At 54.4% G+C, this 18,816-nt stretch carries 21 protein-coding genes; 16 read left to right on the forward strand and 5 right to left on the reverse strand.

Going from position 1 to position 18,816, the window contains the following annotated elements:
* Positions 1-29 precede the first annotated feature (29 nt).
* Entirely contained in the window at positions 30-569 is a 540-nt protein-coding gene (locus tag VMW85_02980; protein ID HUT26997.1) for a type 1 glutamine amidotransferase domain-containing protein, read from the reverse strand.
* Between the two features lie 176 nt (positions 570-745).
* On the opposite strand from VMW85_02980, the gene VMW85_02985 reads away from it, so the two are divergent.
* From VMW85_02985 to VMW85_03050, 14 genes are all read left to right on the forward strand, one after another.
* Positions 746-1,105, forward strand: a complete 360-nt coding sequence (locus VMW85_02985) for an NADH-quinone oxidoreductase subunit A (GenBank protein HUT26998.1) — start codon at positions 746-748, stop codon at positions 1,103-1,105.
* Positions 1,096-1,659 carry an NADH-quinone oxidoreductase subunit NuoB gene (gene nuoB, locus VMW85_02990; GenBank protein ID HUT26999.1) on the forward strand — a complete coding sequence of 188 codons (564 nt, stop codon included), beginning with the start codon at positions 1,096-1,098 and terminating at the stop codon, positions 1,657-1,659. The genes VMW85_02985 and nuoB overlap by 10 nt, the downstream gene beginning before the upstream one ends.
* Positions 1,660-1,668: 9 nt before the next feature.
* Positions 1,669-2,142, forward strand: a complete 474-nt coding sequence (locus tag VMW85_02995) for an NADH-quinone oxidoreductase subunit C (GenBank protein ID HUT27000.1) — start codon at positions 1,669-1,671, stop codon at positions 2,140-2,142.
* 1 nt (position 2,143) lies between these two features.
* Positions 2,144-3,229 (forward strand): NADH-quinone oxidoreductase subunit D, encoded by a 1,086-nt coding sequence (locus VMW85_03000; protein ID HUT27001.1) that lies wholly within the window; start codon positions 2,144-2,146, stop codon positions 3,227-3,229.
* A 4-nt stretch (positions 3,230-3,233) separates the two neighbouring features.
* Positions 3,234-4,319, forward strand: a complete 1,086-nt coding sequence (locus VMW85_03005) for a complex I subunit 1 family protein (GenBank protein HUT27002.1) — start codon at positions 3,234-3,236, stop codon at positions 4,317-4,319.
* Positions 4,319-5,071 carry a 4Fe-4S binding protein gene (locus VMW85_03010; GenBank protein HUT27003.1) on the forward strand — a complete coding sequence of 251 codons (753 nt, stop codon included), beginning with the start codon at positions 4,319-4,321 and terminating at the stop codon, positions 5,069-5,071. Before VMW85_03005 ends, VMW85_03010 begins: the two co-directional genes overlap by 1 nt.
* Positions 5,071-5,364: an NADH-quinone oxidoreductase subunit J gene (locus VMW85_03015; GenBank protein HUT27004.1), complete on the forward strand. Its 294-nt coding sequence runs from the start codon at positions 5,071-5,073 to the stop codon at positions 5,362-5,364. The genes VMW85_03010 and VMW85_03015 overlap by 1 nt, the downstream gene beginning before the upstream one ends.
* A complete protein-coding gene (locus VMW85_03020) occupies positions 5,361-5,606 on the forward strand; it encodes a hypothetical protein (protein ID HUT27005.1) in 246 nt (81 codons plus the stop codon). Before VMW85_03015 ends, VMW85_03020 begins: the two co-directional genes overlap by 4 nt.
* On the forward strand, positions 5,603-5,908 hold the full coding sequence (gene nuoK, locus VMW85_03025) for an NADH-quinone oxidoreductase subunit NuoK (GenBank protein HUT27006.1): 306 nt from the start codon (positions 5,603-5,605) through the stop codon (positions 5,906-5,908). The genes VMW85_03020 and nuoK overlap by 4 nt, the downstream gene beginning before the upstream one ends.
* Before the next feature lie 2 nt (positions 5,909-5,910).
* Complete coding sequence (gene nuoL, locus VMW85_03030; protein HUT27007.1) at positions 5,911-7,875, forward strand: NADH-quinone oxidoreductase subunit L; 1,965 nt, start codon at positions 5,911-5,913, stop codon at positions 7,873-7,875.
* Positions 7,876-7,879: 4 nt separating this feature from the next.
* Positions 7,880-9,373: an NADH-quinone oxidoreductase subunit M gene (locus VMW85_03035; GenBank protein HUT27008.1), complete on the forward strand. Its 1,494-nt coding sequence runs from the start codon at positions 7,880-7,882 to the stop codon at positions 9,371-9,373.
* Positions 9,374-10,828 (forward strand): NADH-quinone oxidoreductase subunit N, encoded by a 1,455-nt coding sequence (locus VMW85_03040; GenBank protein HUT27009.1) that lies wholly within the window; start codon positions 9,374-9,376, stop codon positions 10,826-10,828.
* Positions 10,829-10,938: 110 nt separating this feature from the next.
* On the forward strand, positions 10,939-11,901 hold the full coding sequence (locus VMW85_03045) for a polyprenyl synthetase family protein (GenBank protein ID HUT27010.1): 963 nt from the start codon (positions 10,939-10,941) through the stop codon (positions 11,899-11,901).
* Between the two features lie 31 nt (positions 11,902-11,932).
* Positions 11,933-13,033: an NAD(P)/FAD-dependent oxidoreductase gene (locus VMW85_03050; protein HUT27011.1), complete on the forward strand. Its 1,101-nt coding sequence runs from the start codon at positions 11,933-11,935 to the stop codon at positions 13,031-13,033.
* On the opposite strand, the gene VMW85_03055 is transcribed toward VMW85_03050, so the two are convergent.
* From VMW85_03055 to VMW85_03070, 4 genes are all read right to left on the reverse strand, one after another.
* Positions 13,030-14,742: a TIGR04190 family B12-binding domain/radical SAM domain protein gene (locus VMW85_03055; protein HUT27012.1), complete on the reverse strand. Its 1,713-nt coding sequence runs from the start codon at positions 14,740-14,742 to the stop codon at positions 13,030-13,032. The genes VMW85_03050 and VMW85_03055 overlap by 4 nt on opposite strands.
* A 77-nt stretch (positions 14,743-14,819) precedes the next feature.
* The gene (gene uppS, locus VMW85_03060; GenBank protein HUT27013.1) at positions 14,820-15,602 is read right to left on the reverse strand and encodes a polyprenyl diphosphate synthase; all 783 of its coding nucleotides are present in this window, start codon (positions 15,600-15,602) and stop codon (positions 14,820-14,822) included.
* 28 nt (positions 15,603-15,630) lie between these two features.
* The gene (locus tag VMW85_03065) at positions 15,631-16,605 is read right to left on the reverse strand and encodes a hypothetical protein (GenBank protein HUT27014.1); all 975 of its coding nucleotides are present in this window, start codon (positions 16,603-16,605) and stop codon (positions 15,631-15,633) included.
* A gap of 25 nt (positions 16,606-16,630) precedes the next feature.
* Positions 16,631-17,527: a DUF2797 domain-containing protein gene (locus VMW85_03070; GenBank protein HUT27015.1), complete on the reverse strand. Its 897-nt coding sequence runs from the start codon at positions 17,525-17,527 to the stop codon at positions 16,631-16,633.
* A gap of 141 nt (positions 17,528-17,668) precedes the next feature.
* Here VMW85_03070 and VMW85_03075 point away from each other — a divergent pair, with 141 nt between their 5' ends.
* Together VMW85_03075 and VMW85_03080 are read left to right on the forward strand one after the other, a co-directional pair.
* Complete coding sequence (locus tag VMW85_03075; GenBank protein HUT27016.1) at positions 17,669-17,935, forward strand: hypothetical protein; 267 nt, start codon at positions 17,669-17,671, stop codon at positions 17,933-17,935.
* Positions 17,936-18,319: 384 nt separating this feature from the next.
* Entirely contained in the window at positions 18,320-18,727 is a 408-nt protein-coding gene (locus VMW85_03080) for a carboxypeptidase-like regulatory domain-containing protein (GenBank protein HUT27017.1), read from the forward strand.
* Positions 18,728-18,816: the final 89 nt, after the last annotated feature.

Here is an 18,816-nt window from a genome sequence, read left to right on the forward strand (position 1 = left end):
TTATTACTGATGTATTAATCAAATTTGGTTCAATCCAATTCGGAGCGATGGGCTTTCAGGAAGACCAGCACCTCCCTCATGAACGCTGGAAGATCGTCCGGGCGGCGAGAGGTGATCAGGTTATCGTCAACTACCACCTCTCTGTCCAAGTACCTTGCACCGGCATTGATAAGATCCACCTCTATGGAAAAGAACGAGGTCACCTTACGTCCCTTGACCACGTTGGCCGAGATAAGCAACGAACCACCGTGGCAAATCGAAGCCAACATCTTACCCTGGTCGAAGATGCCCCTGACCAGTTCTACGACAGCTGGATAACGCCTTAGGTGGTCCGGGGCATGACCTCCCGGAACGATCAATCCTTGGAACGTATGGGTATCGGCCTCCGCGGCTGAGACCGTGGCCGAGGCCTCGTAACCATGTTTTCCTTTGTACGATCGAACCTCGGGGCTTACAAGCACTGGTTGGAACCCCGCCTCGATCAATCGGTAGTAAGGATACCAAAGCTCGAGCTCCTCGTATCCATCCTCTAAAAGTATAGCTATCCTTTTAGATCCCTCTCTCATCATCAATCCATTTACTTCAAGGATATTAATAGCTCATCATTATCTTTTTCAAATAATAGGCAATTTTTTATTATTATCTTTACATGATTATATTACTAGCTGGTCATGCATAAAAATGGTTCACAATTGACCGCCTTCAATCTCAAAAGTATAAATAAAGGAAGCATTATCCACCTACAATGCTCGTAGACGACTATTTCCCGGTAGCAATATTTGCGCTGGTTGCGTTGTTGGTTCCCTTCATCGCCATTTTCATGGGGAAACTTTTTCGACCCACCAAGCACGCTGAGCTGAGAGATACCACCTACGAGTGCGGTGAAAGGCCCATCGGAGTGGCCCAGATTCAATTTCATGTTCAATTCTATATTTACGCCATTATGTTCGTGGCCTTTGACATCGTTACCGTCATTCTCCTGATTTGGGCCATGTCCTTTTCCGACCTCTCCGAAACCGCGAAGATCTTCGCGGTCACGTTCCTGATCATCTTGCTCGCAGGCGTTTTCTATACACTGAAGAAGGAGAGGATATTGTGGATATAGACCTGTCAATCCAGGCCATGACCATGTCAGCCAAGCAGTTCGGGGATATGACCAAGAACTTCATCCGCGAGACTGCCGTGGCCACAGGGGGCAAGAAGGCCATAGACAAACTGACCGCCCCTATTTGGTCGTGGGGACAGAGAAATTCCGTTTATCCATTGCACTTCGGAATCGCATGTTGCGCCTTGGAGATGGCCGCATCATCCGGTGCCCGTTTCGATGCCGAAAGGTTGGGTATCATTTATAGGTCATCACCGAGGCAGTCCGATGTACTATTGCTCAACGGTTGGATCTCATCAAAGATACGCCCCTCCCTGAAGGCACTGTATGAACAGATGCCTGCCCCTAAATGGGTCATAGCGATGGGGGAATGCTCAATATCGGGCGGTCCTTGGTATGACGCGTATAATGTCATACAAGGTGTGGACACGTTCATTCCAGTGGATATCTACATTCCGGGCTGCCCTCCCCGCCCAGATGCATTGATCGACGGGTTCTTGAAACTAAACCGAAAGATCACCGCAGAGAACCGCGGAAGCTTCCTGGATGACTGAGGTGCCCTGATGAAAGTAATTGTTTACGACAAGCCTGACAAGTCCGAGGAAGAGGTGGCCAATGCCATCAGGTCAAAATTCCCTGAGATGGAGGGGATCGAGGTCGCTCCACGCAGGATAACCTTCAAAGTGAAAAGAGAGGACCTACTGGACATATTCACGTTCATGAAGGATGAGCTGTCCTTCGAGCACAATACGTGCGTAACCCCCGTTGATTACTTGGACCATTTTACTATTGTCTATAATATCTCCTCTTACACAAACCACATCATGGCCGAGGTCCTGGTGGACCTGCCGCGCGATGATCCCACGGTAGATTCCATAACCCCATTGTGGGGAGGGGCGAATTGGCACGAGAGGGAAGCGTTCGATCTAATGGGCGTGGTGTTCAAAGGACATCCCGACCTGCGCCGCATCATGCTCCCCGATGAGTTCAAGTTCCATCCGTTGAGGAAGGATTTCCAGGTCGGAAGGAGGGTCTGAAATGTCTGATGAGATGTGGGTCAATATGGGTCCCCAGCACCCTTTCAACCATGGTCTGTGGAATCTAAGAGTGAGGCTAGACGGGGAGACAATCACCGCGGCTGAGCCAATAGTGGGTTACCTCCACCGAGGTTGGGAAAAGATGGTGGAGAACCGGACATATCCTCAGATCGTGCCCCTGGCCGACCGTCTTTGCTACGGTTCATCCTTTTCATGGAGCCATGTATATTGTTTGACCGCTGAGAAGATGTTCAACATCGAGGTTCCTGAGAGGGCTAAATACATCCGTACGGCCTGCTTGGAAATACAACGCATAATCTCCCACCTACTTTGGCTGATGGCGCTTGGTACTGATCTGGGAAGTTACACGATACTTATTTGGAGCCTAAGGGAAAGGGAGGTGTTCCTTGACCGTATGGTGGACCTGAGCGGGGCTCGTATGACCTACAACTATCCACGCATCGGCGGGGTCAGGAACGACATCCCAATGAATTTCGAGCGCGATATCAACCGCGCCCTGGACCTATTCGAGACCCGCCTGCGCGAGATCGAAGCCCTTACCGATGAGAACCAAGCCTTCCGCATGAGGACCGTGGGAATCGGCAAAATTGGCGCTGAGAAGGCCATGAACCTGGGTCTGACCGGTCCTAACCTACGCGGAAGCGGGGTGGATCTGGATCTCCGCCGCCACGACCCCTATGAAGTATACGAGGACCTTGATTTCGAGGTGTGCACGGCGACGGACGGTGATTGCTGGTCCCGTTACCGCGTCCGCATAGATGAGATGAGGGAAAGCGCCAAGATCGTTCGCCAGTGTTTCGCGGAAATGCCAAAGGGTCCAGTTCGGGTCAAGGTGCCCAGATGCCCTCCGAAGGGAACGGCCACCTGCCGGGTGGAGGACCCAAGGGGCGAATCGCTTATGTACGTGGTCAGTGACGGTACTGATAGACCGTATCGCCTGAAGGTGCGATCACCCAATTACGTTAATTTATCGGCGGCCCCGGAAATGCTACTGGGCCACAAGATTTCAGATGTCCCGTCCATCATGGGTGTGATGGACATGTGCATAGGAGAGACGGACCGGTGATCATATGGAGACACTTTACACCGTTTTACAGGGCTTATCCGAATGGTTGCTTGGCGTCATAGCCTGGTTGGTCGACTGGACCCGGTTGGGATTCCTCAGCGGTCTGGCCGATTGGCTGGAGACCGAGCCCGTATTGACCGCGGTCACCACGCTCCTTGTGGCAGTTATCTATCTGATCACGTTGATGATGATGGGGCTTTGCTTCATATGGATGGAGAGAAAGTTCCTGGGGCGCTTCATGGACAGGCGCGGAACCCAGGTCGGAGTTCTCGGTTTCTTCCAGAACTTCGCCGATGGTATCAAGGTAGTTCTGAAAGAGCACATCGTTCCGAAGGCCGCAGACCGCGGCCTGTTCGAATTCGCTATATTTGCTATACTGGCAACATCGTTCATGCTCTTTGGTTGCATACCGCTCAGCCCTCAATTCTATGTCATCAATGTTGATCTGGCGTTGCTGCTGGGGTTGGCCATATTCTCTTTCGCTCCATTCAGCATCCTGATAGGTGGATGGGCATCGAATAACAAGTTCACCCTCATCGGAGGTATGAGGGCGGCCGCCCAGCTGATAGCATTGGAGATCCCGATACTGTTGGTCGTGGTATCCGTGGTGGTAATGACTGGCAGCCTGTCCTTCATGGACATCGTTAGCTGGCAGCAGGAGAACATATGGCTTGGTATACCGCTGTTCATCGGCCTGATAACCTTCCTGATAGCGGCCATTGGTGAGGCGGAGCGTGTACCGTTCGACCTTCCCGAGGCCGAGGCTGAACTAGTGGAAGGATGGCAGACCGAATATGGTGATGTGAGATGGGGACTGGTCATGGCCAGCGATTATTTCCGCGCCTACATCATGTGCGCCCTGGTGACCATGATGTTCCTCGGCGGTTGGGACGGCCCCGACTTCATTTGGGCCGAGATCTGGTTCCTGTCGAAGACGTTCATCGTGTTCTTCTTCTTCGTATGGGTCAGGGCGGCCATGGTGAGGATCAGGACAGACCAAATATTGACCTTGGGCTGGAGGAGACTTCTCCCATTGGCAGTGGTCAACCTGCTAATCGCCATTGCTCTTAAGACCGCGGAGGTGTTCTAATGAAGATCGAGGAAAGGACTTACACCAAGGCGGACCACCTTCGTCCGACCGGGTACATAATGAAATCCATGAAGGTCACCTTCAAGGTTCTATGGCGATGTACCAAGAACCGGCCGAACACCATACTATATCCCTGGGAGAAGCTGGTCTACCCCGATAATTACCGCGGACGCCCCGGCATAATACTGGATAAATGTATCGGTTGCGCCCGTTGCGTCAATGTTTGTCCTAACCAGTGCATAGAGATGGTCTCCATCGAGACACCCGAATTAGGCAAGGTGAAGCGCCCTCAGATCAACGTGGCCCGATGCATGATGTGTGGTAACTGTGCTGAGATATGCCCTACCAACGCTATGCTGGTCACTCCTGAGTTCGAGCTAGCCTCGTACAACCGGGCTGACATGATGTACGATCCAATCAAATTGCAGCACCCCCACAAACCGGGATATGAGGTCAACTATGAGTTCGCCCTCTCTTCCGAATTGAAGGCTGGTACAGCAAAGACCTACGCTAAGAACGATCCCAATATGCACGATACCATCGTTCTGGACGGCGTCAAGTGTATCTCCTGTGCGAGATGTGCTAAAACCTGTCCCACTGGCGCTATCGAGATGGTCGAGACGGGAGAACTGAACCCGAAGAATAAAAAGCCGATCAAACGGCCGAAGTTCGAAAACACCAAGTGCGTGGTCTGCGAACAATGTGTCGAGGTATGTCCCAAATCGGCCCTTTCCATAAAGGAGGTGTTGTGATGGACCTGACCACAGTGTTCTTTCTGATATTTTCCGGTCTGACGGTAGGTTGTGCCGTAATGGTAGTGGCATCGAAGGACATCGTACACAGCGTGGTGTTCCTGGCGGCCACCTTCGTTGGTGTAGGCATAATATACATGTTCCTTAACGCAGAATACCTGTTCCTCATCCAGATACTGGTGTATGTCGGCGCTATCAACGTCCTGATATTGTTCGGTATCATGCTGACCAAACGCCGGATGGTGGGGCACGATTCCTGCCAGGATGAGAAGAGCGGGAGGTGGTTCCCGTGAAGATCGGTGATTCAACTCAAGCCGTAGTTGTCAAGTTGCTCGTCGTTGGACTGCTGATCGAGCTCATGCTGTACTCAGTGTTCTCCGTGGAATGGGGCGACGTGGGCGACGTGCTCATTGAAACGGCCGATATCGGTAAGATGCTCTTCAACCAATACGGTGTGGCGGTGCTCATGCTGGGCCTACTTTTACTCTCCGCCATTCTGGGCGGGGTATTCATTGCACAGGAGGAAGAGGAATGAGCATACCACTGGAATACATACTGGTCCTCTCATCAACCCTGTTCGCCATCGGGGCGGCTGGGGTCATATTAAGAAAGAACGCCATCATCATATTGATGTCCATAGAGCTGATGCTCAACTCTGCGAACATCAACATGGTGGCCTTCTCATCGTACTTTGGTGATGCCCGTGGACAGATGTTCGCTCTAATATCCATCGGCATAGCCGCGGCCGAGGTAGCGGTTGGTCTAGCGATCCTGCTCAACCTGAACAAGTTGAAGAAGACCGTGAATGTGGATGACATCAACTTGCTGAGGTGGTAAGAATGGACATATTGGAATACGCATGGTTGATCCCGGTCATCCCCTTACTGGCCTTTGTCATAGTGGGATTCCTGGGTAACAGGATGAAGGACAAAGGAGGCCTGGTCTCCATCCTCGGTGTCGGGGGCGGAATGGTCCTGGCCCTTTGGACGGCCTTCGAGATACTCACTACCGGACGAGTTTATGAAGTGTCTATGGACTGGGTAGTTCTCAGCTCCGAATACAGATTGGAGATGGGAGTGTTCCTGGACAACGTAGCGGCCATGATGCTGATCGTGGTGTCCTTCATCGCCTTCCTGGTAGTGGTCTACTCCACCGCCTATATACACGATCAGGGCCCGCGCCGTCACCGATACTACACCGAGATATGCCTGTTCGTGGGCGTAATGCTCGGACTGGTGCTGGCCAACAACTTCATACAAATGTTCATCTTCTGGGAGCTGGTCGGACTGTGTTCCTACCTGTTGATCGGCTTCTGGTTCGAGAGGCCTGCTGCGGCTCGCGCCGCCAAGAAGGCCTTCCTGGTGACCAGGGTGGGGGACGTCATGTTCATGATCGGCCTCTTCCTGCTGTTCACTGAGCTCAAGACCCTTAACTTCCAACTGGTCTGGAGTGCTTTAGATACTGCGGACGCTGCTACGCTGGCCTTTGCTGGTTTCTTCCTTTTCGGAGGTGCCATAGGCAAGAGCGCGCAGTTCCCGTTACACGATTGGCTACCGGACGCCATGGAAGGTCCGACCACAGTGTCCGCTTTGATACACGCGGCCACCATGGTCAACGCAGGTGTTTACCTGGTCGCCAGAGCTTTCCCGATACTGACCCACAGCGCCGAGGTCAGTCTGTTCGTGGGCGTAATCGGAGGTATAACCGCCTTCATCGCGGCCACCATGGCTCTCTGCGCTCCAAAGATCAAAGGGGTCCTCGCCTATTCCACGGTGTCCCAGCTGGGATACATGATATTGGCGTTGGGCGCTGGTGCATACATGTGGCACTTCGGCTATTATATCGAGGCAAGCATTGCCTTCGGTGCAGGCCTGTTCCATCTGATGAACCATGCCTTCTTCAAGGGGCTGCTTTTCCTGGGTGCCGGCTCGGTCATACACTATGTACACACTGAGGACCTGAACAAGATGGGTGGGTTGGGCAAGTACATGAAGGTGACATCGATCACCATGCTCATAGCCTCCATATCGATCGCTGGTATCCCGCCTTTCTCCGGGTTCTGGAGCAAGGACGAGGTACTGGCCGTGACATTCCAGGCAGGAGACGTCAACCTGACCTTCATGTTACTATGGATATTGGGGGTCCTGACCGCCTTTATGACCGCCTTCTACATGTTCCGCATGTGGTTCATGGTGTTCAGAGGAAAGGAGAACGAGGGCACCAAGCACGCCACCGAGCACGGGCATCACAAGCACGAAGCCCCGGTGGCAATGCTTCTGCCTCTGGTTGTCCTTGCCGCGTTGGCCTTCGGCTCTGGATTCTCCCTGTTCATCGGAGATGGGTTCTTCGGCAGCATCTACTACCACGAAGCCCACGTCCTGAGCATAGGGGAGCGCCTGACAGATGTGTTCACATCGCCCTTAACATACGTCTCAATAATCGCAGCCGTAAGCGGCATCGTGCTGGCCTACTTCAGTTTCCTAAAGACCACGGTGTCTGCAGAGAATTTTGTCTCCAAGGGATTCCCCAAGGCAATGCACAAGCTGTTACTGGACCGTTACAAGTTCCCGGTAGCCTATGATAAGATAGGTTACGCTGGCCTCTACGGTTTCTCGTTGCTGCTGGACAAGTTCGATCGCTACGTAATCGACGGCATAGTCAATGCCATCAGCGCCTTCCTGATCGGAGCCGGAAGAGTGGTCCGCAAGGCCCAGACCGGTTTCATTCAGAGCTACACCACCTTGTTATTGGCGGGTGTATCGCTGATCATAATACTGCTCTATGTCGTAGGAGTGTTGAGGTGATCCCATGTTAGAGAACATACCGATATTATCCCTGCTGTTGCTCTTTCCCTTGATCGGTGCAGTGGTCACCTTTTCCTTAGGAAAGAACCCCAAGGCGGCAAAAATGTCCGCCCTGGTATTCTCTGCTATACCGTTGTTGCTGTCTCTGTTGATGCTCACCGAGTACACTCAGACCGCTGGCGGCTATCAATTCGTGGAGTCGTTCTCCTGGATCGATACCCTTGGTATCCAGTATATCATGGGTGTCGACGGCATCAGCGTGCCCATGGTCTTCTTGAGCACGTTGCTGGTATTCCTGGCAGTCATATTCTCCTGGGATATCGAACACCGGACCCATCAGTACATGGCCTTGTTGCTGGTGCTGGAGCTCGGAATTCTCGGGGTCTTCATGGCCCTGGACTACTTCGTGTTCTACATCTTCTGGGAGGTCGTCCTGATCCCGATGTACTTCCTCATCAGCGTATGGGGTGGTCCCCGGCGTTCCTATGCCGCGATCAAGTTCTTCATCTATACCCACATAGCAAGTTTGGTAATGCTGCTGGGGATATTCGCCCTCTACTTCGAGGCCGGCTCCTACAACGGCTATTACTCCTTCAGTATGGAGACCATCAATGCCGTGTCCCCGTTCTTCTCCGATACCTTCCAGATAGTGGTGTTCGGGGCTCTCTTCTTCGGCTTCGCCGTGAAGATGCCCATGTTCCCCTTCCATACCTGGTTACCGGACGCTCACGTGGAGGCACCTACCGCAGGATCGGTCCTGCTGGCCGGTCTGCTGCTGAAGATGGGTGCATACGGTATCATACGCGTGGCCTTCCCGGCCCTTCCCAGCGGTGCTGAGGAGTGGCAGTTGGTCATGGTCATCATGGCCATATTGTCCATCGTCTACGGTGCGGTCATGTGTCTGGCCCAGAAGGACCTAAAAAAGATGGTGGCATATTCTTCCATCAGCCACATGGGTATCGTATTGTTGGGATTCGCCACCTTTACCGAGCTGGGTATTGCGGCCGGTGTCTTCCAGATGTTCGCCCATGGTCTCATCACTGCCGTCCTCTTCATGATGTGCGGTGTGATGCAGCATAAGGTCGGCACCAGGAACATCCCTCGATTGGGAGGGCTGGCTGCAAAGATGCCATATGCTGCGACCTTCATGGTCATCGGCTTCCTGGCATCCCTGGGACTTCCGGGCATGGTCGGTTTCGTGGCCGAGTTCTCGGTCTTCACCGCCACCTACGATGCTTTCGGCTGGTTGTTACTGGTCCCGGTGATAAGCGTGGCCATAACCGCCGCGTATTACATCTGGGCTCTGCAGCGGACAATATTCGGGCCTCTGACCAAGGAGGTGGACACCGAACACATACACGATCTGTACTGGTATGAGACACTGCCATTGGCGGTGCTGAGCGGGCTCATCGTGTTATTCGGTATGTTCCCTGGCTTGATACTGGATTATATACGGCCTGCATTGGGCACGGTCGTGGGCCTCTTGGGAGGGATCTAAGTGGACTATTCAGCACTATATCCGGAGATCATACTGGCCCTATTCGCTATCGCTATGCCCGCAGTAGGGATGATGCTGAAGGACAGTAAGTTCCTGGCCGCGGTATCGCTGGCAGGCGTAGGCCTGGCCATGCTTGCGGTCTTTATGCACTTCTACGAAGGATTGGGAGCCGCCGTCTTTGACAACGGCCTGCTGGTCCTGGACGATTTCAGTGGACTGTTCATCATGGTCTTCCTGATCGTGGCCTTCGTGGTCATACTGGCCTCTGCAAAGTTCATCGAGGGTGAGAAGCACGCTCCGGAATATTACTCCCTGATCCTGCTGGCGACCGTAGGCATGATGTTGGTGGCCGCGTCCACCGATCTCTTCGTGCTCTACATCGGCATCGAGATCACGAGCATATCCTCGTACGCCCTGGTGGCCTTCCGCAAGAAGGACATCAAGGGGACAGAGGCAGCTACCAAGTACTTCATATTCGGCGGGATCTCCTCGGCCTTCACCCTGTTCGGTATCTCCCTGGTGTACGGCCTCACAGGAACAACATCCTTCGCAGACATTGGCGTAGCCGTCGGTAGCCTGGTGGAATTCAAGGAGATGATCTGGCTAGCTTTGGTCATGGTCATCGTCGGCTTTGGCTTCAAGGTGGCAATGGTGCCCTTCCACGCCTGGGCCCCGGACGTTTACGACGGTGCCCCTAGCACCATCACCGCCATGCTGGCGGCCGGTTCAAAGAAGATGGGTCTCGTTGCCATGTTCAAGTTCTTCTTGATCGCCATGCTCGCCATCAAGGCGGACTGGGAGATGGTGATCGCGATCATGGCCATACTGACCATGACCGTCGGCAACCTGGCGGCACTGAACCAGACCAGCATCAAGAGGATGTTGGCCTACTCCAGCATCGCCCAGGCCGGCTACATATTGATCGCCATCGCGGTAGGAACGGAGTTCGCCCTGACGGGCGGTATATTCCACATCCTGACCCACGCCTTCATGAAGGGCGGGGCCTTCATCATCGTGGCCACGCTGGCCGTGGCGGCCATCGGCGAGAGGATAACGGACTACAAAGGACTGGCCAAGAGGTCCAACTTCATGGCCTTCTCCATGACCATTCTGCTCTTCTCTTTGGCGGGCATACCGCCTCTGGCCGGGTTCGCTAGCAAGGTCGTGCTGTTCTCCTCGCCCATACAGGGCGGTTTGGCCGGGTCGGAATGGCTTATCTGGCTGTCCGTGGCTGGTATCATCAACAGCGCCATCTCCCTGTACTACTACGCTCGCGTGGTCAAGTACATGTACGTGGATGAGCTGGATGAGGATGTCCCGGTCGAGAAGCTGAAGCTGCCGAAGAGCATGATGGCCGCGGTGGCGATATGCGTCATAGCCGTGATCAGCATCGGTCTGTATCCAGACTTCTTTATCCAGCTGTGTCAGGACGCCGCCCGGGCATTATTGGCCTAAAATCCTTTCCCAATTCTTCTTCTTTTTTTCTTTATCAGCTTAGGTGCTGGCGGTAATATGGTGGATAAATCCAGTAACGATTAAGTATGGATTTATCATATCCAGCGACGATGCCTCGGTCTTGGGATTACTCTATTAAGGAAGAGCTGCACCAGGTGGATCAGGAGATCCGTCGCAGCATTCAGTCGGAGCAACCCATTCTGACCGAGATCTGCGATTACGTGATATCATCTGGCGGCAAGCGCATGCGCCCCGGTGTCACCATATTGTCCTACCTGGCCAACGGAGGCCGCGACGTGGCCGATGCGGTGAAGATCGCCGCGGCCTTCGAGATGATACACAGCGCTACCCTCATACACGATGATATCAACGACCGTTCAGAGATGAGGCGCGGAAAACCGTCCGCATACAAGAGATACGGACTGCAGGAAGCACTGATCAGTGGTGATTTCCTTTTCGTGAAGGCTTTTTCCATTGGCGGGTTTTTCAACGAGGAGATAGTGAACATGGTGGCCGACGCCTGCACCGCCATCGCCGAAGGTGAGATAGTGCAGTTCGAACAGGAGGGTGAGATATCCCCACTGGACGTTTATCTGGACATCATAAGGGGAAAAACGGCGAAACCCATCATGGCCGGTGCCCGGATAGGGGCATACCTGGCCGAGGCCGAACCCCATGCAATTCAGGACATGGGGGAATATGGTCTCAACATCGGAATGGCCTTCCAGATCGTCGATGACATCCTGGACATAGTGGGCACGGAGCAGATGCTTGGGAAGCCACGCATGGTCGATTTCTCCGAAGGGAAGGCCACACTGCCTATGATACTCGCCATGGACGATGGGGAAGTGGGAAAGCGGTTGACGGAGCTTTTCAACAAGGACCATAAGACCCATCGGGACGTCGATGAGGCTGCAGAACTGGTATGCAGGACCACGGCGCTGGACATATCTCGAAAGAAGGCCCAGGAATTTGCCGATCTTGCAGTGATGGGATTGAAGGAAGTCCCCGATTCAATTCACAAGGAAGGGTTGCGGAAGCTCGCCTCGACGGTGGTCACCCGTAGCAATTGAACCTTCACTAGTTGACGTCATCAATAATACTATGGTGAAGACCATGAGCAAGGAAATGAAGGTCGATGTGGTCGTGGTCGGCGCCGGTCCGGCCGGCAGCACTACCGCCAGGTTCGCGGCGGAAGGCGGAGCGAACGTATTGGTACTGGAACGCAGACCCCTGGTGGGCGTTCCGGTGCGCTGCGGGGAGTTCATGCCTAGCTTCGATGAGATGCAGGGAATGTTCCCCCTGGTCGAGGACATGGCCGATATCTTCGAGGTTCCCGCGGACCTCATGGCATTGAAGTGCGACACCATACGCATCTTTTCACCAAAATTCACTCGTTACGAACTTCCCTTCGGCGGATACACGACCGACAGGGACCGACTGGACCAGTTCTTTGCCGCCCAGGCCGAGAAGGCTGGGGCAGAGGTGCTCACGGGTCAGCGCGTGATCAAGGTCGAGGAAGGCCTGGTTCGGACGGAAGAGCTAACGGTCCGGGCCAAGGTCATCGTGGGAGCGGACGGTCCGCTTTCCCTGGTGGGCAAGGCCTTCGGGTTGGAACGGTCCAAGGACCTTTGCCCCGCAGTGACGGTCCAGGTCCCAGGAGATTTCGATCCTGTCCCGGAGATGTACTTCGGCACGGTAGCTCCAGGCGGATACGCTTGGATCATCCCAAAGAAAGGGGCGGCGAACATCGGCCTGGGCGTATCCCGCAAGTTCGGGAACGCCCCGGTGATGGAGTACTTCGACACCTTCATGAAGACGAAGGGTCTGACATCCGAAAAGCCCCACGGCAAGTTCGTTCCCATGTCCGGTCCGATCAGCAGGACGGTGGCCGGGCAGGCATTGGTCGTTGGCGATGCCGCTGGCCAGGTCATGGCGGTGAACGGCGGTGGAATACCCATCGCCCGGATCGCCGGAAGGGTGGCCGGTCAGGTGATCGCCGAGAACGTTCTCAAAGGAACACCTCTTACCAAGTACGAGGAGGAGTGGCGCAGACTGGTCTACAAACCCCTGCGGACCGCGGTGCGCACCAAGTTCCTGGCCGAGCTATGCTTCGGGAGCAGCTGGCGTTTAGAGATGGCCATGCGCTTTTTGGGTGAGCGGAGGATGAACAATCTCATCCGCTGCAAGCGCATACTGCCTTAGACACCGCGTATCATGGAGATGAGCGCGCGAGGGATGCTGCGGATCAGCCCCTTAGACGCCCATTCCATCTCCCGCTTATGTGTGATGGTGCTCTCCATCAGTTCCTCGGAACGCCTTTGCAGCTCCTGGAACTCCTTCCTGCGCTCCTCCGGATCTTCTATGGCCACGGCCATGTCGACCCTCTTCATCATATCCGCCGCCTCCTTGGAGCGCTGCAGGCGATAGTCCAGCTCCTCCCGGGTGATGAGCCCGCAATCGAAGCGGGCCTTGTTTATGGCATCGGCCGCCTCGTAGCTCACCTCGGCGATATCGTCCCGGGTCATCCATTTGGTCTCATAGGACAGCACGTACTTCCAGCTGGGGGAGGGCAGTCGGACCCGATGCTCTTCCAAGGTGCGGGCCAATGATATGTAACCATACTTTTCCGGGTCCTCAAAGGCCATGGAGCCGGGGTCCAGGAAAGGTGCCAATGGGGAGATGAACACGCAAAGCCGGGGATCCTTGTTCGCCACCAGATACAGCTCCTTGGCGTACTCGGCGCTCTTGACCGCTGATTCCCTGGTCTGCTGCGGCAGGCCGATCATGAAAAAGACATCGAATCGTTCCGCGCCGTACTTCAGGGCGTTTCTTATCGATTCCTCCAGCTCCTGATTGGAGTACTTTCGTCCCAGGGCCTCACGCACCATCGGGTCGTGCGAGTCCGGCGATATCTCCACCGAGAAACCCTTGGTGTGGGTGCTCGCCAATTTGTAGAACTCCTCATCCGGAGGGGTGAAGAACTCGAAGACCAGCGGATTGGTGACCTTCAGGCGCTTGACCTCAGCGAAGAATCGTTCCATATACTGCTTGCCACCGCGCCTGGGGTCGCCCACGATGAAGGTGGGCGCCTTGATGTACTGTTGAATGTTGTGAACGTCCTGCGCAAGTTTCTCCGGGGAGCGGAACGCCGGCTTCTTTCGGTTGAGGAACTTGTGCATGGCCGGGCAAGAGCCGCCGCACACCGTGCATTGAAGGTGGCAGCCCTTGATGGAGAAGACCATGGTGATGGGGTAGCGGTCCCAGTCCTTGAACGGCTTATGACCTTCCAGATCGCGGTGCTTGATGACCGAGCGCACGATCCAGCCGTAATCCACATCCTGGTAATCCAGGTCCTCAGGGACGAAGGTGATGGGGTTGTGGTGATGCTGGCCGTTCTCCTTCCAGCTGAGGTTCTCCACCTTCTCCAATGGCGTGCCGTTCTTCAGTGCCTCCATGAGCTGCTGCAATGGGATCTCGGTCGAATCGCCCTTTAAGATCATGTCCACCTGGGGGTAGGTGAGAAGTTCCTCGTGGTAGTAGGTGGCAGAGAATCCCCCCATGAGCACCTTCGCGTCAGGGTGATGCTTCTTGACCAGATTGGCTATCTCCAAGGCGCCGTGGGCGTGGGGCAGCCAGTGCAGATCGATGCCGAAGACCTTGGAGTCCAGCTTGGCTATGAGCTTCTCCACGTCCAGCTTTCGGTGGTTCAGCATCATGCTGGCCAGGTTGATGATCCGCACCTTGTGACCGTTCTTGGCCAGATGCGCGGCCATGGTGGTGAAACCGAACGGGTACATCTCGAAGACCGGGGTGGACGGGACCATGTCGCTCACCGGTCCGTAGAACAGGAACTCCTTGCGAAAATCGTAAACGCTCGGTGCGTGCAGGAAAATGATGTCCTCTTTGCTCATGCCATCGCGCCTCTGGCACGCTGACAAACTCGGAGATATTTAAACATGTCAGGAGTTCCAAAGTCCTTTTACGGGGATCACTTCCCGAAGCGCCTCTTCCTGGCCTGGAAAGTGCGGATTGCCCGCAGAAAATCGACCTTGCGGAAACCGGGCCAGAAAACGTCCGTAAAGTAAAGCTCTGAGTATGCCAGTTGCCAGAGCAGGAAATTCGAGACCCGTTCCTCTCCGGACGTACGCAGCACCAGATCGGGATCTGGGAAATCGGCGGTGTAGAGGAAACTGGAGAACATCTGTTCGTTGATGTCATCCACCTCCAGTTCCCCCTCCTTCACCTTTGTGGCTATTCGGCGTATGGCCGAGATCATCTCTTGACGGCTGCCGTAGGCCAGGGCGATGTTATAATAATAATGGTCATAGTTCTTGGTCCTCTCCTCGGCCACCTCGATGGAGCGGATGACCCTCTCCGGCAACAGTTCCCGCTGCCCGAGCACGGTCACCTTGATCTTATGCTTGTGGATGCGTTGGTCCTCTGCCAGTATGAGGAAGTTCTCCTCGAACAGGTCCATCAGGTAATGCACCTCCACCGCGTCACGGTCGAGGTTCTCGGTGGAGAACGCATACACCGTCAACACCTTGATGCCCATTTCCAGGCACCACTCCATGACCTCCTCGAGCTTCTCCTTTCCCTTGACGTGGCCTTCGTGGGCGATCAGCCCTATCTCCATGGCGAAGCGCCGGTTCCCGTCCATGATTATAGCCACATGTCCAGGGATCTCGCCCTCCATGACCTCCTTTAAAAGCCGCTTCTCGTATGTCTGGTAAGCGGTGTTGGCGATCACTCGGGTGATTTCATTGGACATGCAATATTACCTGGATCCCATCAACGTTCTAACTTCCTAAGTCTTCTGGCAGTCCCGCGGCCTTCAAGCCCATATCGAAGCATCCTATGGCTGCCACGGCGCCGATGATGCCCCGCTTCCCGGTTATCTCCACGATCTCGACCCCGTTGCGCTGGGCCACGTCCACCGCTTGCTGCGGTATGTAGATGACGCTCTTGGCCTTCCATCCATAGTCTTCCAGCTCCGGCGGTACTTTGAGGCCTACATAATAGGCCATGGTGGTCTCCGAGGACAAGGTGCTCTTCCGCAGCTCCTCCTTGAAATATTCCAGCAAGGCCGGAAGCTCGTTTTCCTTTATGGCGAAGCTGACCCCTACCGATGAGCAGTTGGTGGTCTTCTCCGGCACTTTGGGATTGAGTTGAATGATCTTATGTTTCAGCAGATGTCCGATCGGACATGCTTGCGCCACCTTCAGCATCATGGACCAGGTGGCCCCTTTCTGCTTGGTGTCCGTATCGTCCACCGAAATTATAACCCGCACCATTTTGGGGGTTATGATGGTCACTTCCACCCGATGTCCTCCCCCTATCTGGACGTCATCGGGGTATTCGGTGGCGATGGTCCCCGGTCCCTGGGGCATGCACGCGCCCACTCCCACGCTGGCGCCGGCAAGACCGACCCAGGTGGTCCTAACCTCCTCACCGTCGACCGTGACCGATCTCAAACCCTGTCCCCCAACGTCCTTGGAGGCCGGTCCGAAACGTATCTCTCGCTCACCGATGATGGTGTCCATGGTGATGGTGTTGCCCTCCACGGTGATGTTGGTGATGGCGCCCCCGGCACGCTTGCGATTGCAGGCGTCCCATTCCACCGGGCCTTTTGCAGAGCATTCCTCGATGACCTGGGCCACTCCGTTCTTTTCATCGATCAGGGTAAAGATACCGCGACAGAACAATCGTCCATACTTTTTAGTGACCTCTTCCGGTGAGAGCCTTTGCACCATGATGACATCCCTATGCTCCATTGACTGGAGGTGTGGAAGGATACCCTTAGGCTTTATTATGGTTTCCCTGGTCCAGGGTCACGAGTCTGGAAGGGAGGGATGACATGGCCAGCAGCAATATTTCTCCCCATTTGTTCCTGTAGACGAGGAATTTGCCTTTGCAACCGAGGACCTCGCCGCGATGGTGGCCAGGGAGCGTATCGAACCGCGCCCGGGACAGGTCCAATGGTGGCAGGGGGTAATCGGTCAGCGATCGTACCCCGGTCGGTCTGATCAGATCACCGTTCACCGAGGAAAGTGCACGATCGAGCATCTCTTGGTAGGCATCGCGGTCGATCCTTCGTCCTTGGGCCTTCAGGAACGCATTGCGGCGGACCCATTGTGTGGCCTTCAAAGCCTTGGAAAGGACGTTCTCAGCCTTCCTAGCCTCCAATCTATTGGGGTATATGCCTAGCTGAGCAATAGCGTCCGCACCCTGCTCTATGGCTCTTTCCATGAACCGGGAGGAGAGGGTCATGCCCACCTTGATCATGTCCCCATAGAACGCGGCGTAGACGCGATGCTCCCGGGCGCATATCTTTCCCCCTGGACAATCCGTGTTCACGCCATCGCATGCCGGTTCGAAGATACAGTTCTGCACCGGTATCCAGGAGGAGGCGCACATCGGGCATTGGTCGTACTGTCCTATGACCTCGCGACGCATGGGGCAGGGTTGATGGCCGTTCTCGTTGAACGAACCGACGCAGCGGCGAGCCTCGGATACCGTAAGGTCCAGATGATCTCCTGGATGGAACTCGGCGGACGCACCCTCCTCTATCCCGTTCTTTTTAAAATCGAAGATCACCAGCTTTGGCTGGAAACCCTCCCATTCCCAGGAGATGGCGTGGCCGGCATAGGCCATCAGTCTCTGACGCCGCAGGATGGCGTCCGCGGTCTCGAACACGCTCCTTCAACCGGTCAACGAAGATTAAAAAACTATGTTCCGGTGGAACGATCTTGAAGGCACATCGCTATGCAAACACCGTATCAGTAATGGAAATTCGCTGATAATAATTTTATATTAGATAGGCTCTGCTGAATCCAGATGCTAAGCATTATCACCACGACCACTACAAGCGCTTCAAGCAGCGTCATATCCATCTCCACCGCCATAGGTGTGGGTGTAGGCGGTGCTTTGATCGCCATACTGCTGATAATGTTGTTGTCTTCACGGGAGCTGATCTCCGCATCCAGCAAGAATTCTAAAAAGGTCTTGGCCTCGTTGGACGCGGCCATCGTCCCTCTGCTGGTGGTATTCTCTCTGACCATCGTCTTCCAGGTCCTGGAGATAGTGGGCACCATAAACGTATGAGAGGATGCTTACGCCATCCTTCGGGGTACCATCGTTATTTTTCATATTTTGATATCGCAGGATATCATGAAATATTCCATTCCATGCTCATTTCAGCCAATCTGGCTCCAATGATTTTTTTTTAAGGTGGTTCATAAGCGATGATGGGCCCGCATCAGATAAAAATCGACCACGGTCATCGAACAGGGCGTGCGATGGGAACGGTCCAGACCAACGTTCGTCATCCAAGGAAGGCATCATATGGAAGTGGTAATTGGAGATAATTCTTATAGAGAAATATCTCTGAGAATTAGAATGTCATTTCAAGCTGAAATGGCAATGATCATAGGATGTGAAGATTATATGGGCAGGACAGTAAATACCCACGCGATAAGTGTCGTAATAATGTTCTTATTATTGTCGACCACACTATGCGTGTTCGCCACCGGTACGGCCGTAGCTGATTCGGACAGTACTTTGGCTTCCGTGAGCGGAAAGGTGGTAGACGCAGATGGGACCGGCCTAGCAGGAATTACCGTGGAATTGGAAAATGGTACCTCGGTGATCTCGGACGCACAGGGTGGGTTTGCCATCATGGTCACCCCCGGGGAACATACCTTGACCTTCAGTGGCCCGGGTATCAACTCCAGAGATGTAATGATAAGCACCGATAGTTCCGGATTGGCCATGGGTAATGTCTGGACCACCGAATCGAACGATGCCATGGACATGACCGTTCCGATCGTGCTCAGCGTCGTAGGATTGCTGGTCGTGCTTCTGCTGGTAATGATCTGGCGGAAAAAGAAGAAATAGTGATAAAAAACCCCTTCCACTTTTTTTAAAAGGCCCGTTCCAGATATCACATCCGGGCGCGCATGGACGGGAGCATAACTCTCTGTGAT

Source organism: Methanomassiliicoccales archaeon (genome assembly GCA_035527755.1).
In the GTDB taxonomy this organism is placed as follows: domain Archaea; phylum Thermoplasmatota; class Thermoplasmata; order Methanomassiliicoccales; family UBA472; genus UBA472.